The organism is Geodermatophilus sp. SYSU D00705, from assembly GCF_054050135.1.
This window is the reverse complement of sequence record NZ_JBJGYT010000019.1, coordinates 43,200-58,464: the sequence shown is the minus strand read 5'-3', so window position 1 is coordinate 58,464 and position 15,265 is coordinate 43,200. Positions and strand designations below refer to the sequence as shown.

Below are 15,265 nucleotides of genomic sequence, written 5' to 3'. Positions count from 1 at the left end.
CCGTTCCCGAGTGAGGACGTCGATGTCCCTGTCCAGCAGCACCCCGACCGGCCGGGCCGTCGGTCAGCGCAGCGCGCTGTTCGTCGTGCTCGTCTGCTTCGTCACGATCGTCTTCGACGGCTACGACCTCGTCGTGTACGGCACGACGGTGCCCTCCATCCTCGCCTTCGAGGAGTGGGGGGTGACCCCCGCCGAGGCCGGCGCCATCGGCAGCTACGCCCTCATCGGCATGCTCATCGGCACCCTCGTCGTCGGCGCCATCACCGACATCCTCGGCCGCCGCAAGATCATGCTCATCTCGATCAGCTGGTTCTCGATCGCGATGGGCCTGACCGCCCTGGCACCCAACGTCGAGACGTTCGGCCTCCTGCGGTTCATCGCCGGGCTCGGTCTGGGCGGAGTGGTGCCCACCGCGATCGCGCTGACCGTCGAGTACTCCCCCAAGGGACGCCGGCAGCTCAACAACGCCCTGATGTACAGCGGCTACTCGTTCGGCGGCATCTTCGCCGCGCTCATCGGCCTGGCCCTGCTGCCGGAGACCGACTTCCGCGTCATGTACGCCATCGGCGCCCTGCCGCTGGTCACCGTGGTCCCCATCGCCTGGAAGTACCTGCCCGAGTCGATCGCCTTCCTGACCGCCAAGGGCCGTCACGACGAGGCACGCGCCCTCGCCGACCGCTACGGCGTGGTGCTCGACGACGTCACGGTGACCCCCGCGCCGGCCGGCACCTCGACCGACCGGCTGACCGGCATCCGGACCCTCTTCACCCGCCGCTACGTCATCGCCACGCTGCTGTTCGCGGCGGCCAGCTTCTGCGGGCTGCTGCTGGTGTACGGCCTGAACACCTGGCTGCCGCAGATCATGCGGGAGGCCGGCTACGCGCTGGGCAGTTCCCTGGCCTTCCTCCTCGTGCTCAACGCCGGGGCGATCGTCGGCGCGATCGGCGCCTCCCGGCTGGCCGACCGCATCGGCCCCAAGCCGGTCACCACGGCCGCCTTCCTCGCCGCCACCGTCTCCATCCTCCTGCTGTCGGTCAGCCTCCCGACGGCACTGCTGTTCCTGTTCGTCGCCGTCGCGGGCCTGGGCAGCGTCGGCACCCAGATCCTCGTCAACGGCTTCGTGGCCACCCACTACCCCGACGCCAGCCGCGCGACCGCACTCGGCTGGTCCCTCGGCATCGGCCGGTTCGGCGCCATCCTGGGGCCGGTGATCGGTGGCCTCGTCGTCGGCAGCTCGCTGGGGTTCGAGTGGAACTTCTACGTGTTCGCAGCCTTCGCGGTGCTCGGGGCGGTGCTCATCGTCGCCGTGCCCCGCCGGCCGATCGCGCCCGTCCCGGCGACCCCGCACGGCGAGTCGTTGGGCGTCAGCAACTGACCTCGGAGCACCTGCGCGCAGCGGTGGGGTGCCCCTCGAGAGGTACCCCACCGCTGGGCACCCGCGCGCCGTGGGATCCGGGGCCTGCGCCGTCCTCGCCCCTGCACCCGGACGGAAGCGCCGGTGCGGGGTTGTCCCGGCCACTCTACTTGTGTCAATCTTGCGTTGCTCCACACCGGGAGTGACATATATGTGCCCGAGGGGGACGCGCGATGCGCATAGCGGTACTGGGAGGCGGCCCCGGAGGGCTCTTCGCCGCCACTCTCGCGAAGGCGAGCGCGCCTGATCGCGAGGTCACCGTCTTCGAGCGCAACCGTGCCGAGGACACCTTCGGCTTCGGCGTCGTGTTCTCCGACGCCACGCTCGAGAGCATCCACGCGGCCGATCCGGTCGTCCGGGACGCGCTCACCGAGCACGGCGTGCACTGGGACCCGATCGAGGTGCGACTGCACGGCGAGCGGCTCCTGTGCCACGGCAACGGCATGGCCGCCGTGGAGCGGAAGACGTTGCTCAACCTGCTGCAGCGGCGCGCCCTCGAGGCCGGCGTCGAGGTCCGCTTCTCCACCGAGGTCGAACCCGACGAGCTCCTGGCGTCCGGCTACGACCTGGTGGTCGCCGCCGACGGCGCCAACTCCCGCCTGCGGGACCGGTTCGCCGACGTCTTCGGCCCCTCCGCCGAGACCGCGACCGCCAAGTTCATCTGGCTGGGCACCACGTACCCGTTCAGCGGGCTGACCTTCGTCCACGAGCGGGGGCCGCACGGAGTGTTCGCGGTGCACGGGTACCCGATCGGCAACGGTGTGTCCACGTTCATCGTCGAGACCGACGAGGACTCCTGGCGCGCCGCCGGCCTGGACGAGTTCGACGTCACCCAGCCGCCCGGCCCCAGCGACGAGAAGACGCGTAGCTACCTGCAGGAGCTGTTCGCCGAGCAGATCGACGGACACCCGCTGCTGGTCAACAACTCCCGGTGGGGCAACTTCCGCACCCGCCGCGCCCGCCGCTGGCGACACCGGGTGGGAGGGACCGCGATCGCGCTGCTGGGCGACTCCGCCCACACCGCGCACTTCTCGGTCGGCTCCGGCACGAAGATGGCCATGGAGGATGCCGTCGCGCTGGTGGCCGCGCTCGACGAGCACGGGGACGACGTCGACGCCGCCCTGGCGACCTACGAGACGATCCGGCAGCCGCAGGTCGCGAAGATCCAGGACTCCGCGCGCCCGAGCCTGTCGTGGTGGGAGCACTTCGGCCGCTCCCACGACGCTCTCCCGGCGTGGCAGTTCGCCTACCACTTCTTCACCCGCAGCCTCACCGAGTCCAAGCTGCGCCGCCGCGACGACGCGTTCGTCGCCGGGGCCCACGACCGCTGGCGCGAGGTCCATCAGGCCGAGCCGCTCGACAGCCCCCTCGAGGTCGCCGGTCAGCGGCTTGACGGGCGGGTCGTCGTGGTGAGCGGCGGAGCGGCCCACCTGCCGGGTGGCCCCCTCCCCCTGCGGCCGGGACCCACCGACGACGGCGGCCCCTGGGGTCTGTGGGTGGCCGCCCCGGACAGCGAGGACCAGTTGCCCGCCGCCCTGGACGCCGTGGCGAAGGGCGTGGCCGCCGGAACCGCCCTGGTCGCCGTCGGGGGCGGCACCGCGCTGACCCGCCGGCTGCTGAGCGAGGCGGCCCGGCTGGAGCACCACACGGTGAGCCTGCTGGTCGAGGAGGTCGACCCGGGGCTCGCTGCGGATGTCGCCGTGACCGCCGTGCTCTCCGGCCGCACCGACCTGGTGAGCGCACCCGTCGAGGAGGTCGACTCGTGAGCCGTCTGAACCCGCTGTTCGCGCCCCGCGGGATCGCCGTCATCGGGGCGTCCCGCGACCCGAGCAAGCTCGGCGCGGTGATGGCCCGCTCCCTGAGCCGCTTCCCCGGCACCGTGGTGGGGGTCAACTCCCGCGACGTGGACCCGGCGGCCGGCCGGTTCGCCACCGTGGCGGAGGCTGCGGCGGCCTCCCCCGACCCGATCGAGCTGGCGGTGCTCTGTGTACCCGCGGCCGTCTCCGCACGGGCCCTGGCCGACGCGGCCCGGGCCGGCGTGCGGGCGGCCCTGGTCAGCTCCGGCGGCTACGCCGAGGCCGGCGGCCCGGGCGTCGGCCATCAGGAGGACCTGGTGGCAGCTGCCCGGGAGAACGGCATCGCGCTGTTGGGTCCGAACACGTCCGGGTTCCTCGTCCCTGCCCGCGCCCTCACCGCCACCTTCGTGCCCGGCGCCGGCGCGGTACCGGCCGGCCCGGTGGCGGTGGTCGCGGCCAGCGGCGGGGTCAACCACGCGCTGGCCTTCCTGCTCGCCGAGGCCGAGATCGGCGTCTCGCTCGCCGTGGGACTGGGCAACGCCGTCGACGTCACCGCCGCCGACGTGCTCACCCACCTGGTCGACGACGAGAGCACGCGGGCGGTGGCCCTGCACGTGGAGTCCGTCGCGGACGGCCCAGCGCTGATCGCCGCGGTGAAGGCCCTGACCGCACGGGTTCCGGTGGCCGCGCTCGTCGTCGGGCGCAATGACGTCGCCGAGTTCGCCCGTTCACACACCGGCGCGCTGGCCACCTCCTGGCGCACCACCCGTGCCGCGCTCCGCTCGGCCGGCGCCGTGCTCGTCGACGACGAGCGCGAGCTGGTGGACGCGGTCACCGCGCTCTCGTCGCTGCGGCTCCCCGCCGTGGCCGACCCCGGGGTCGGGGTCGTCACCGCACAGGCCGGGCCCGCCCTGCTGCACGTCGACGGGTTGCGCGGCCGCGGCGTCGCGGTCCCGCCGCTGGCCCAGGCGACGCAGAACGCGGTGGGTGGGCTGCTGCCGCCGCTCACCTACCAGGCCAACCCCGTGGACACCGGCCGCCCCGGCCCCGGCTTCGGCCAGGTGATGGCCACGGTCGCCGCGGACCCCGCGGTCGACCTCGTGAGCGTCTACGCCCTCTCCGAGCCCGACGCACTCGACCTCCCGGCGGCGGTGGAGGGTGCCCTGGCCTCCGGCGCCGGGCCCGTGGTCGTCGGTCTGGGCGGCCCGCCCGAGCAGGTCACGCCACAGCGGCAGGCGCTGCGCAAGCTCGGCGTGCCCGCCCTCGACGGCCCCACCGCGCTGACCGTCGCGGTCGCGGCGCTGGTCGACGACGCCCGCGCGCAGGGCCGCAGGCTCCGTGCGAACTCGCCGGCGCCCGTGGCGGTGGCCGTTCCGAACCGGGATCTCGACGAGGACGAGGCCAAGACCCTGCTCGGACAGCTCGGCATCCCCACGCCGCCCCGGCGGGCCTGTGCCGACCGGGCGGAGGCGCATCGCGCCCTGGCGGAGCTGCCCGGACCGCTCGCCGTCAAGTTGCTCGACGCCACGGTGACCCACAAGTCCGACGTCGGGGGCGTGCACCTGGGCATCCGGGACGCCGCCGGGCTCGACGCCGCCCTCGGCGCGCTGGAGGGCATCGGGGTCAGCCGCTTCCTCGTCGAGTCCATGGCGCCCTCCGGGATCGATCTCATCGTGGGGGCCTCTCGCGACCCCGTCTTCGGGCCGATCGTGCTCGTCGGGCTCGGCGGCGTGGTGGCCGAGGCGCTCGCCGACGTCGCCATCGCCCCCGCTCCCCTGAGTGCCGCGGACGCCGGGGCGCTGGCCGACGAGCTCGGCGGCCGCGCCCTGCTGGACGGCTTCCGCGGTGGCCCGGTCGCCGACCGCACCGCCCTCGGCGCCGCGCTGGCCGCCCTCGGGGACCTGCTGGTCAGCCACCCCGAGATCGAGGCCGTGGAGATCAACCCGCTGCGCGTGACCGCCGACGGGCTGCTCGCCCTCGACGCCGTCCTGACCCTGGGCAAGGAGGCCCGTCCATGACCCGCACCCGCGCCATCACCCCGATCGCCGAGGGCGTCGTCCCCTGGCCGGACGACCTCGCGAACGTCTACACCCAGAGGGGTTGGTGGCGCGGGGCCGCTCTGGGCGCGGAGCTGCTCGCCGCCGCCGACGCACACGCCGACGCGGTCGCCCTGGTGGACGGGGACGTCCGGCTGACCTACCGATCGCTGGCCGCGCGCGCCGACGCCCTGGCCGGCCGCCTGGTCGACGACCTCGGCCTGGAGCGGGAGGACCGCATCGTCGTCCAGTTGCCCAACTGCTGGGAGTTCGTCGTCCTCACCGTGGCCTGCCTGCGCGCCGGGATCGTGCCGGTGATGGCCCTCCCGGCGCACCGGCAACACGAGCTCGGGTACCTGGCCGCACACAGCGAGTCGGCGGCGCTCGCGGTGCCGGGCACACTGCGCGGGTTCGACCACGCCGAGATGGCCGAGGAGCTCCGCACCGGGTCGGACACCCTGGAGCACGTCCTGGTGGTCGGCGCCCCGGTGCGCCCAGGCCACGTCGACCTCACCGCACTGTGCGCCGAGCCCGACGACCCGGCCGCGGTCCGCGCGCGGTGGGACGCCGACCAGCCGTCGAGCCGGTCGGTGGCCGTCTTCCTGCTCTCCGGCGGCACGACCGGTCTGCCCAAGTTGATCGCACGGACCCACGACGACTACGCCTACAACGCCCGCGCCAGCGCCGAGCTCTGCGGCCTCGGCCCGGACACCGTCTACCTCGGCACCCTGCCGGCCTCGCACAACTTCCCGCTGGCCTGCCCCGGGATCCTCGGCACCCTGCTGACCGGCGGCCGCGTCGTGATGCTCCCGTCCCCCGAACCCGAGCGTGTGTTCGCGACCATCGCGGCCGAGGGCGTCACCGTGGCCACCGCCGTCCCGGCCGTCGCCCAGCGCTGGCTGGCGCACGCCACCGAGAACGGCTCCGAGCAGCTGCGGTCGCTGCAGCTGCTGCAGGTCGGCGGCGCCCGGCTGGCCGACGAGGTCGCCCGCACCGTGCGCCCGGTCCTCGGCTGCACGCTGCAGCAGGTGTTCGGCATGGCAGAGGGGCTGCTCAACTACACCCGCCTCGACGACCCCGAGGACGTCATCTGCACGACCCAGGGCCGACCGATGAGCGCCGGCGACGAGGTCCGCGTCGTCGACGAACTGGACCACGACGTCCCCGACGGCACGCCGGGTGCCCTGCTCACCCGCGGCCCCTACACGCCGCGCGGCTACTTCCGGGCGGCCGAGCAGAATGCCCGGGCGTTCACCCCTGACGGCTGGTACCGCAGCGGCGACATCGTCCGCCGCCGGCCCGACGGCAACCTCGTCGTCGAGGGCCGGGACAAGGACATGATCAACCGCGGCGGCGAGAAGATCAGTGCCGAAGAGGTGGAGAACCTCGCCTACCAGCTCCTCCCCCAGGTGGCCCACGTCGCCGCCGTCGCCATGCCGGACTCCGTGCTCGGCGAGCGGGTCTGCCTGTACGCCGTCCTGAAGCCCGGCACCACTCTCACCCTGGACGACATCCGGCAGGCCCTCGCCGGGGCCGGTGTCGCCACCTTCAAGTGGCCCGAACACCTCCAGATCGTCGACGAACTGCGCACCACCAAGGTCGGCAAGATCGACAAGAAGGCGCTGCGAGAGGACATCGCCGCGCGCCTCGCCTCCGGCTGAGCCGCCGATCGCCACATCCGGGATCTGGGGCCCTTGCTCGTGGTCAGATCCCTGTCAGACTCCGAACGGGCGAAGCAGAACTGACACACCCGACGGTCGGCTCCAGCACCTCGCCCGCCCGGCCGCGCTCCCTCCCACCCACCACCCCGGAGGCTCCCGTGCCCTACACCTTCGACCACATCGACCCCGCCAGGACGGCGATGATCGTCGTCGACATGCAGAACGACTTCGTCGCCGAAGGAGCCGCCCTGCAGTCCAAGCAGGCCCTGGCGATGGCCGACGAGCTGGCGCAGACCCTCGCGTTCTGCCGGGACAACGGGATCCGCGTGATCTACACGGCCCATGTCCACCGCGAGGACGGGTCGGACATGGGGCTGTACGACGACCTCTACCCCCCGATCGACCAGCGGGCCGCCCTCGTCGACGGCACCCCCGGCTCCGAGATCTTCCCGGCCCTGGCCCCGGCGCCCGGCGAGCACGTGATCAAGAAGCACCGCTACAGCGGCTTCTTCGCCACCGACCTGGACCTGATCCTCCGCGAGTGGGGCATCGACTCGGTCGTCATCTCGGGGACGACCACGGAGAACTGCTGCCACGCGACCGCACGCGACGCGATGTTCCACAACTACAAGGTGGCGTTCCTGTCCGACGCCACGGGCACCTTCGACTACCCGGACGTCGGCTGGGGTGCCCTGTCGGCCGACGACGTCCACCGTGCGACCTTGTCCATCCTCGCGTTCTCCACCGCCCACGTGATGACCGCAGCCGAGTTCCGCGGACTCGTGACGGGGCGTAGCGCCGGATAGCGATCGCCGGAGTTGCTGGACGGACCAGCCGCTGATCAAGGACCGGCGGCTTCGCCATCGTGCACCCCGTACAGGGACACGGGGACTTCACGGTCAACGGCTGTCCGGCGGCGCACCACGACCGAAACGCGTCTTCCACGCGGCACGCACCGCCCTGCTCGCCGGGAAGGGCGCCCAGCCCCCTCGAACGCCAACAGGACAGCCGGGACGGGATGCAGGCGCAGCCTGCATCCCGTCTGGCACTCCCGAGTACGGAGTCGATCGTGGCCCGGCGAGTCGCCGGCATCGTCGCTGACTGCGTTCCACCGACCGCTCTCACCCACCGCGGGCTGGTGATCTCACGGCGGGCGAGCGACCTCGCCCTCCACGCTGGGACCACGCGGTCGGCTCGCCGTCACCCGCTGCGGCGGAGGGTCCGGTCAGCCACGGTGGCGGCCACGAGCACCAGACCGGCGGTACTGAAGACCCAGCCCATGGCGTGCAGCCCGGCGTCACTGACCGAACGGGCGTAGGCGAGGCCAGTGATGCTCGTGGCCACCATCGCCCCGGTGTACTGCGCGGTGCGGAAGAGCCCGGTCGCTGCGCCCACCTGCGCGGCTGGGGCCACCCGGTAGACCACGACCTGGTTGGCGACCAGCCCCATGCCGTTGGGGAGGCCGAAGACGGCGGCCACGCACGCCAGGACGGCGATCGGGCTGGCGGAGCCCAGGACCGTCATGGCCAGGCTCCCGGCCAGGAGTCCCACGGCAGAGACGAGCAACGGCCACAGTGGCCGTGAGCCGCGTGTCCCGAAGAGGGAGACGAGTGCGCCGACGGCGGACATGCCGAGGAGGACGGACCCGGCCGTGCTCGCCGACAGCCCCCGGCTCTCCTGCAGCCACGGCGTGAACCCGAAGAGCACGCCGTAGACGACGACGAACGTCAGGGCCACCCGCAGATAGGTCGCGACCAGCGCCGGGTTGCGGCCCAGCATCCGGACGTCGAGGAACGGGACACGGGATCGCAGCTCGACGACCACGAGCAGGACGACGCAGACCGCGAGCCCAGAGGCGAGGCACCACCGGGGGCGGGGCAGCTCGGTGAGCACGAGGAGCATCAGGGTCACCGCCCCGCTGAACAGCGCGACGCCGGGCAGGTCCAGCATCCGCCACGCGGCGGCCTGCCTCTCCCGCCGGCGCGACCGCGGCAGGTGTCTCAGCGCGAGCGCCGTCACGAGGAGTCCGAGGGGGACGTTGATGGCGAACACCGCACGCCACCCGACCGTGTCCACCAGGATCCCGCCGAGCGGGGGGCCGACCGCGAGGGTCACCAGGCCGGTGGTGTTGAGCAGGCCGAGGGCCCGGGCGGGGACCTGGATCCCCAACCGGTCGGCCTGCTCCCGCACCAGGGTGACGGCGGCCGGGTAGAGCGCCCCGGTACCGAGGCCGACGACGGCACGGGCGGCCACGATCCAGCCGAAGGTCGGCCCGAGGGCACCGATGACTCCGGCGACCGCGACGAGCACGGCGCCGGCGAGGAACACCCGCCGTGGGCCGAACTGGTCTGCGAGCCGGCCCGCGACCGGCTGGCCGATCGCGCTGGACAGGTACATGACCGAGATCAGCCACGCCGTCGCCGCCGCGCCGACGCCGAACTCCCGTCCGATCGGCGACAACGCGGTCGCGATCATCGTGGAGTTGACCGGGTTCAGCACTGCGCCGACGCACAGCGGGACGAGCAGCGCCGCACCGAGGTCCGGGGTTGCGCGGACGGCCGTTCCGCCGGCCGTCCCCACCGCGCCCTCCGCCCGTCGGCCCACTCCAGGGATCACGCCGCCGTCCGCCGCACCACGTCACAGGCCACGGGGGTCGGGATGCTCACGTCGGGTCCTCACGTGCGTAGGGACGGCCACGGCTGTTGTGACCGACTACAGGAGCTCGAAGTCCCCCCGGTCGAGCTGGTGGGTGCCCTTCCAGTACTCGAGACTGTGCAGCGGCCAGTTCTGCGAGACGCGGCCGGTCGCGTTCTTGTACCAGCTGTTCACCGACGACAGTCCGTAGGCCATCGAGCGGCAGGCGGCATCGATGCGCTCGTTGAACTCCTCGAACGCGCGCCGGTCCACCTGGATGGCGTCCCGCCCCTCATCGAAGAGCATGCGGATGCACGCCAGGACGTAGTCGATCGCCGCCTCGGAGAACATGACCAGACTGCCGTTGGCGATCAGGTTCGTGTTGGGCCCGTAGAGGCAGAAGAGGTTCGGGAAGTCGGGCACGCTGATCCCGTAGTAGGCGCGCGCGTCACCGCCCCACTGCTCGTGCAGGTCGATGCCGTCACGGCCGGTCACGCTGATCGAGGACAGGAAGTCCGACGCCCGGAAACCCGTGCCGAAGACGATCACGTCCACCTCGTGAACGGTGCCGTCCACGGTCTGGAGACCGGTGGGGTTGGCCCGCGCGATGGCCTCGGTGACGATGTGGACGTCGTCGCGCTTGAGGGTCTCCATCCACAGGCCGTCGTCCCGCAGCATCCGCTTGGCGTACGGCGGGTAGGCGGGCGTCACCTTGGCCAGCACGTCCGGACGGTCCCCGAGTGAACGCTCGAGGTGAGCGAGCAGTCCCTGCCGGAGCGCCTCGTTCTTCGCCGACACCGACACCGGGTGGTCCCACTCCGGATCGACGACGGCGTACGGCCGCCGGCTGTCGATGCTGGTGAAGAACTGGTGGACGCGGAACCACCGGTGGTAGTGTGGCACGTTCGCGAACAACCACGCCTGCCCCGTGGGCAGTGGGCTGTTGTACCCCGGGCTGGGCACCACCCAGGGGGGCGTCCGCTGGAACACGGTGACCGTCTCGGCCACCTCGGCGACCTTCGGGATGACCTGGAAGGCGCTGGCGCCGGTACCCACGACCGCGACCCGTTTCCCGGTCAGGTCGACGTCCTTGTCCCACTCCGCCGTGTGCCAGGTGGCGCCCTGGAAGCGGTCGAGGCCTTCGATGGTGGGGATGTTGGGTTCGCTCAGCTGGCCGACGGCGCTGATGACCGCCTGGAACCGGAGTTCCTCCGCCGGTCGGCCGTCCGTGCGGACCCGGACCGCCCACGTGCTCGTGTCGTCGTCCCACCGGGCCGACACCACCTCGGTGCGGAACCGGATGTTCTCCTCGAGCCCGAGATCTCGGGCGCAGCGCTTCAGGTAGTCCCAGATCTCCTCTCGCCGGGAGTAGTTGTCCTTCCAGTCACCCTGTTGGTAGAAGGAGTAGCTGTAGGCGAAGTTGCTCGTGTCGAGACGGCATCCGGGATAGTCGTTCGCCGTCCACACGCCGCCGAGTTCGGACTGCCGCTCGAAGACCACGAAGGGGATGCCGGCCTGCGTGAGCCGGTGGGCGGTCGCCAGACCGGACATCCCCGCCCCGATGACGGCGACGCGGAACGGGCGGTCGGGGGCGAGCTCCTGCTTGGTCCACGTCGGCGCGCTCACGTCCCGGGGGTGGCCGAGTTGGTGGAGCAGGACCGGTAGGTAGCCCTCCGGGACCGGCCCGACCATGTACTCCATGATCCGGCCGACGTCGGCGTCGCTCAGTCCGTCCGCCGCTGCGCCGGACTGCTGGCGGAGCCGCACGATGGCCTCCGCGCACATCTCCCGGGCCGCGGCCTGGATCTCCCACGAGAGGTCCTCCTCGACCCCCAGACCCACGGCCGCCGAGACCGAGCCAGGTCGGAACTCCTCACGCAGCAGGGACAGGTCCCCACTGGCGAACGCAAGTGCGGGGATGAGGCTCGGCAGGTGTGCGTCCTTCAGGTACTCGGCCAGCCTCTCGACGTCGACTGCACCCTCGAGCCCAGCCCTGCTGTTCGCGATCGCCATCGAAGCAACACCTTCCTTCCGTGGGTGGTGCACGGGCCGCCGGCGATCCGTGCACATCGAGGGCCGCCTGGACCTAGCCCCCCGCGCCGGCTCCCGGGTGGCGGCACGAGCGCAGGAACCCGGTGAGCACCGGCATGAGCAGTTGGGGGTGGTCGATCTGCGGCGCGTGCTTGCAGTCCAGCGTCCGCACCTGCGCGTGCGGCAGGACCGCGGTCAGGCGCTCGTGCCAGTCCGGCTCCAGCAAGGGATCACGGGATCCACGGACCAGCAGGACCGGAGTCGTCGCCCCGGCGAGCCGACCCGGCCAGCCGTCGTCCTCACGGTTCCGCACGAGGGGTTCCGGGACCGGAGCGGACACGGCTGCGAGCGCCCGGTAGTGCCCGGGGTCGGACGCCCAGGTCAGCCGCTCGGCGACCTGCGCCTCGTAGCGGTCGGTCGGATCGATCAGCAGGTCGACGATGCGCCGCAGGTCGGCTTCCGTGCCGGCCCATCGGCCCAGCTCCGCCCGCGACAGCGCCGTGCGCCACGGGCCGCCCGTGCCACAGATGCTGACGACGGACGCCAGGTCGAGGAAGCGCTCCCCCAGGATGCGCAGCGCGAGCGACCCACCGAAGGAACTCCCCACGAGGTGGGCCGGGCGCTCCACCTGCTTGGCGCGCAGGAACGCCGCCAGGTGACGCATGCGGGGCCCGTACTGGGCGCGGTCGACGTAGACGACCTTGTCCGTCCCCCCGAACCCCAGCGTGTCCGGGGCCAGGACGTGGAACTCCTCGGCCAGGTCGGCGACGACGTTCGCCCAGGTGACCGAACTGGCCCCGCCCCAGGTCCCGTCGTGGAGGAGGACGACCGGCTCAGCGGCACGCGAGCCGGCTTCCAGGTAGCGCGTGGTGATCCCGCCGGCCTCGATCCACCCCTCCTCGACGTGCGCCGGGACTGCGGTGTCCTGGCAGGTGGTGGACACCGTCACTGGTCCTCGACCAGCAGCTGCTCGACCTGGGGGTCCTCCTCGAGCAGCCCTCGCTCCCGCGCGATGCCGGCGATCTCCCGGAGCGCGTCCTGGTCGAGGTCCGACCCGAAGCCGGGCAGGGTGAGCTCGGCCGTGACCGCGGGGTCGAGGTCCATGTAGGAGTCGACGGCCTCCCGGACCGCCTCGGGGTGGTCCTGCGCGAAGTCCAGGGCCTCGTTCATGGCGGCCTTGAAGGTCTCCACGAGCTCGGGGTCCTGCTCGGCGAGCGTCCCGCTGGTGAAGTAGGACGCGATGAGGGTGTCGGTCTCCGTCAGGTCGAAGGTGTAGGCGACCGGCCGCGCACCGGCCTGCTTGGCGATCGTCCCGAAGGGCTCGTACTCGGTGATGGCGTCGACCTCACCGCGCTCGAGCGCGGGGATCATGTCACTCACCGGGAGCTCCACGAGGGTGACCTTCGCCGGGTCACCGCCGGCCCGCTCGATGGCGGCGTGGACCATGACCTCGGTCAGGCTGGCGAGCGAGTTGACCGCGACGGTCTTGCCCTCGAGGTCGGCAGCGTCCTGGACGGGGCTGTCCCCGCCGACCAGGATCAGGCCCGTGCCGGCCTGCCGGCCCGGCGACGAGCTGCCATGGGTGACGGCCCGCACGTCGAGCCCCTCCTCGCGTGCCTTCAGCAGCGAGACCACGTTCCCGTAGGCGAAGTCCACCTCGCCGTTGAGGACCAACGGGAGGAGCGCGGCACCGCCACCGGAGGTGGTCTGGGGGGTCACCTCCAGCCCGTGCTCCTCGAAGATCCCCTCGCTGATCCCGAGGTAGACCGGGGCCACGTCGACGACCGTGCTGACGCCCACGGTCACGTCCTGCAGCCCGGATCCCCCTTCCCCGGTCGGGGCCGACTCTCCCTCGGTGCCGCACGCGGCCACCACCACGACCATCGCTGCCCCGAGAACTGTGAGCGCCTTGCGCATTGCCGACTCCTCAAGATGTGTGGCCGGGCGGGCCGGGTTCGGTGCGTCCACGGCGCCCCGATGTCGGGCGCCCGGGAAGTGCCAGACGCAGGTCGAGCCGCCGCCGGATCCGCGGGCCCGAGGCCTCCGCCGGGCCCCCGGACGGTCGCTCGCGAACGTCCCGAGCGCCGGCAGTGCGACGCCGAGGAACGTAACGACCGTCACACAAGTATGTCAACGCTGACATAAATCCTTACTAAGTCCTTCTAGAGCAGCCCGCGGTGCGTTAGCGTCCCGAGAGGCCGCACTCCACGCGGATCGGCCACGCTGGGCAGGAGAGGAGTCGGGCCTTGTCGCTCCGTCACGCACTGCTGGCGCTGGTCGAGGTGCGCCCCATGACCGGATACGAGCTGGCGAAGCACTTCGACGCGTCGGTCTCCTCGGTGTGGCACGCCTCCCACCCGCAGATCTACCCCGAGCTCAAGCGCTTGGAGGACGAGGGCCTGGTCGAGGCCGTCTCCACTCCCCGGGGCAACCGGGGCACCAAGCGGACGTACTCGATCACGCCGGCCGGCTGCGCCGATCTGCAGCGCTGGCTCGAGGACGTCCAGGCCCCGGTGCTGGAGCGGAACGCCGCCTACCTCAAGGCGACGTACCTGGAGTACGCGTCGTTCGAGGCGGCACGCGCACAGTTCGAGGAGCACCTGCGGCACTACCAGCGGCTGGAGCGGCAGTGGTCAGCCCACGCCGAGGACCTGCGGCGGCGGAACACGGTCCTGATGCGGGAACGGTTGCGGCGGGCACCGGAGAGCGCCCACGACGCCATCGTCGCCTACAAGACCCACGTGTACAGCGGCCTCATCGGACGGGCGCAGGCCGAGATCGAGTGGGCCGAGCGCGGCCTCGAACTCGTGCAGCAGTTGAAGGACGAGGTGGGCGCGGACTGGGAGTCACGCCTGAGTGCACCGAAGCCGCCGTCCGAGGACGTCTCCGACGCTGTCGGCTGAGGGGGCCGGTCACCGGTCCGACCCGACGACTGGCCGAGCCGGTCGACGGGTCCTGCGCCGCGGTGTCGCGCCGACTGCCGGGACCGAGCGCGGAGCTCGGCGAACTCTGGGAGGTCACCACAGGCAGCGACGAGACCGCCGCTCAGCCCGGTGTTGAACGCATGCATCTCGTGGCCGGCCGCCTGGCCGCCCTACTGCGTTCACCAGAGCCGGTGCCCCTCCGCCGGCTTGCGCACGCGGTGGACGCGCTCGGGGCCGCGGCGGTCAGCGCGCCGGCCGACCACAGGCTGAGATCGCCCGGTGTCGCGTCCGCACCCACCCGCCCCCGGCGACGCTCCTGTAGGCACGCCCCCTCCCCCGCCCAGCAACCCGGTCGGCAGAGCACGCGCACGCCGATCGGGTCAGTCGTTGCTGACCTGCGCTGCGGAACGCAGCCCGTTCCCTCGGCATCACGGTCGCCGTCGTGCTCGGCGTCTACCGACTCATGGCGCTGACCGCGATCCGCGACGACCCGACCGCGGCGTCGTCCTCGGAGTGCCCGTGACCCTCACCACGCGCATCGTCATCGTGGTCATCGGCGGCATCGCGACCATCGAGGGGCCGTTGCTCGGGCGCTCGTCTTCCACCTCCTCCAGGACGGCCTGGCCGACCTGGGCAGCCGGCACCTCGTCGTCGTGGGCGGTGCCGCCATCGTGGTGACGCTGCTGGCCCCCGGCGGGCTGTGGACCCTGACGCGCGGGCGGGTGGAGCTGTTCCCGATCGGCTACCGGTCCGACATCCGGCGCTGACG

At 72.3% G+C, this 15,265-nt stretch carries 11 protein-coding genes; 7 read left to right on the top strand and 4 right to left on the bottom strand.

Features of this window, described 5'->3' with window-relative positions:
• The first annotated feature begins 22 nt into the window (after positions 1-22).
• The 5 genes from ACI78Q_RS15585 to ACI78Q_RS15565 all read left to right on the top strand — a co-directional run bounded on the left by ACI78Q_RS15585 (position 23) and on the right by ACI78Q_RS15565 (position 7,713).
• A complete protein-coding gene (locus tag ACI78Q_RS15585) occupies positions 23-1,375 on the top strand; it encodes an MFS transporter (protein WP_456924313.1) in 1,353 nt (450 codons plus the stop codon).
• A gap of 212 nt (positions 1,376-1,587) precedes the next feature.
• Positions 1,588-3,180 (top strand): FAD-dependent monooxygenase, encoded by a 1,593-nt coding sequence (locus ACI78Q_RS15580; RefSeq protein WP_456924312.1) that lies wholly within the window; start codon positions 1,588-1,590, stop codon positions 3,178-3,180.
• A complete protein-coding gene (locus tag ACI78Q_RS15575) occupies positions 3,177-5,228 on the top strand; it encodes an acetate--CoA ligase family protein (protein WP_456924311.1) in 2,052 nt (683 codons plus the stop codon). The genes ACI78Q_RS15580 and ACI78Q_RS15575 overlap by 4 nt, the downstream gene beginning before the upstream one ends.
• On the top strand, positions 5,225-6,907 hold the full coding sequence (locus ACI78Q_RS15570; RefSeq protein WP_456924310.1) for a (2,3-dihydroxybenzoyl)adenylate synthase: 1,683 nt from the start codon (positions 5,225-5,227) through the stop codon (positions 6,905-6,907). The genes ACI78Q_RS15575 and ACI78Q_RS15570 overlap by 4 nt, the downstream gene beginning before the upstream one ends.
• 158 nt (positions 6,908-7,065) lie before the next feature.
• Positions 7,066-7,713 carry a cysteine hydrolase family protein gene (locus tag ACI78Q_RS15565; protein ID WP_456924309.1) on the top strand — a complete coding sequence of 216 codons (648 nt, stop codon included), beginning with the start codon at positions 7,066-7,068 and terminating at the stop codon, positions 7,711-7,713.
• Between the two features lie 394 nt (positions 7,714-8,107).
• Here ACI78Q_RS15565 and ACI78Q_RS15560 read toward each other — a convergent pair whose 3' ends face one another.
• The 4 genes from ACI78Q_RS15560 to ACI78Q_RS15545 all read right to left on the bottom strand — a co-directional run bounded on the left by ACI78Q_RS15560 (position 8,108) and on the right by ACI78Q_RS15545 (position 13,456).
• Positions 8,108-9,487 (bottom strand): MFS transporter, encoded by a 1,380-nt coding sequence (locus tag ACI78Q_RS15560; protein WP_456924308.1) that lies wholly within the window; start codon positions 9,485-9,487, stop codon positions 8,108-8,110.
• A gap of 132 nt (positions 9,488-9,619) precedes the next feature.
• Positions 9,620-11,554: a flavin-containing monooxygenase gene (locus ACI78Q_RS15555; protein WP_456924307.1), complete on the bottom strand. Its 1,935-nt coding sequence runs from the start codon at positions 11,552-11,554 to the stop codon at positions 9,620-9,622.
• 73 nt (positions 11,555-11,627) lie between these two features.
• On the bottom strand, positions 11,628-12,515 hold the full coding sequence (locus ACI78Q_RS15550; RefSeq protein ID WP_456924306.1) for an alpha/beta fold hydrolase: 888 nt from the start codon (positions 12,513-12,515) through the stop codon (positions 11,628-11,630).
• 2 nt (positions 12,516-12,517) lie between these two features.
• Positions 12,518-13,456 carry an ABC transporter substrate-binding protein gene (locus ACI78Q_RS15545; protein WP_456924335.1) on the bottom strand — a complete coding sequence of 313 codons (939 nt, stop codon included), beginning with the start codon at positions 13,454-13,456 and terminating at the stop codon, positions 12,518-12,520.
• A 362-nt stretch (positions 13,457-13,818) separates the two neighbouring features.
• Here ACI78Q_RS15545 and ACI78Q_RS15540 point away from each other — a divergent pair, with 362 nt between their 5' ends.
• Positions 13,819-14,475 (top strand): PadR family transcriptional regulator, encoded by a 657-nt coding sequence (locus ACI78Q_RS15540; RefSeq protein WP_456924305.1) that lies wholly within the window; start codon positions 13,819-13,821, stop codon positions 14,473-14,475.
• A gap of 540 nt (positions 14,476-15,015) precedes the next feature.
• Complete coding sequence (locus ACI78Q_RS15535; RefSeq protein WP_456924304.1) at positions 15,016-15,174, top strand: hypothetical protein; 159 nt, start codon at positions 15,016-15,018, stop codon at positions 15,172-15,174.
• The last annotated feature ends 91 nt before the right edge of the window (positions 15,175-15,265 follow it).

Excerpts from the sequence above, each read along its gene's own strand:
- ACI78Q_RS15585 (WP_456924313.1), top strand. The coding sequence starts at position 23 with ATGTCCCTGTCCAGCAGCACCCCGACCGGCCGGGCCGTCGGTCAGCGC.
- ACI78Q_RS15570 (WP_456924310.1), top strand. The coding sequence starts at position 5,225 with ATGACCCGCACCCGCGCCATCACCCCGATCGCCGAGGGCGTCGTCCCC.
- ACI78Q_RS15545 (WP_456924335.1), bottom strand. The coding sequence starts at position 13,456 with ATGGTCGTGGTGGTGGCCGCGTGCGGCACCGAGGGAGAGTCGGCCCCG.
- ACI78Q_RS15555 (WP_456924307.1), bottom strand. The coding sequence starts at position 11,554 with ATGGCGATCGCGAACAGCAGGGCTGGGCTCGAGGGTGCAGTCGACGTC.
- ACI78Q_RS15580 (WP_456924312.1), top strand. The coding sequence starts at position 1,588 with ATGCGCATAGCGGTACTGGGAGGCGGCCCCGGAGGGCTCTTCGCCGCC.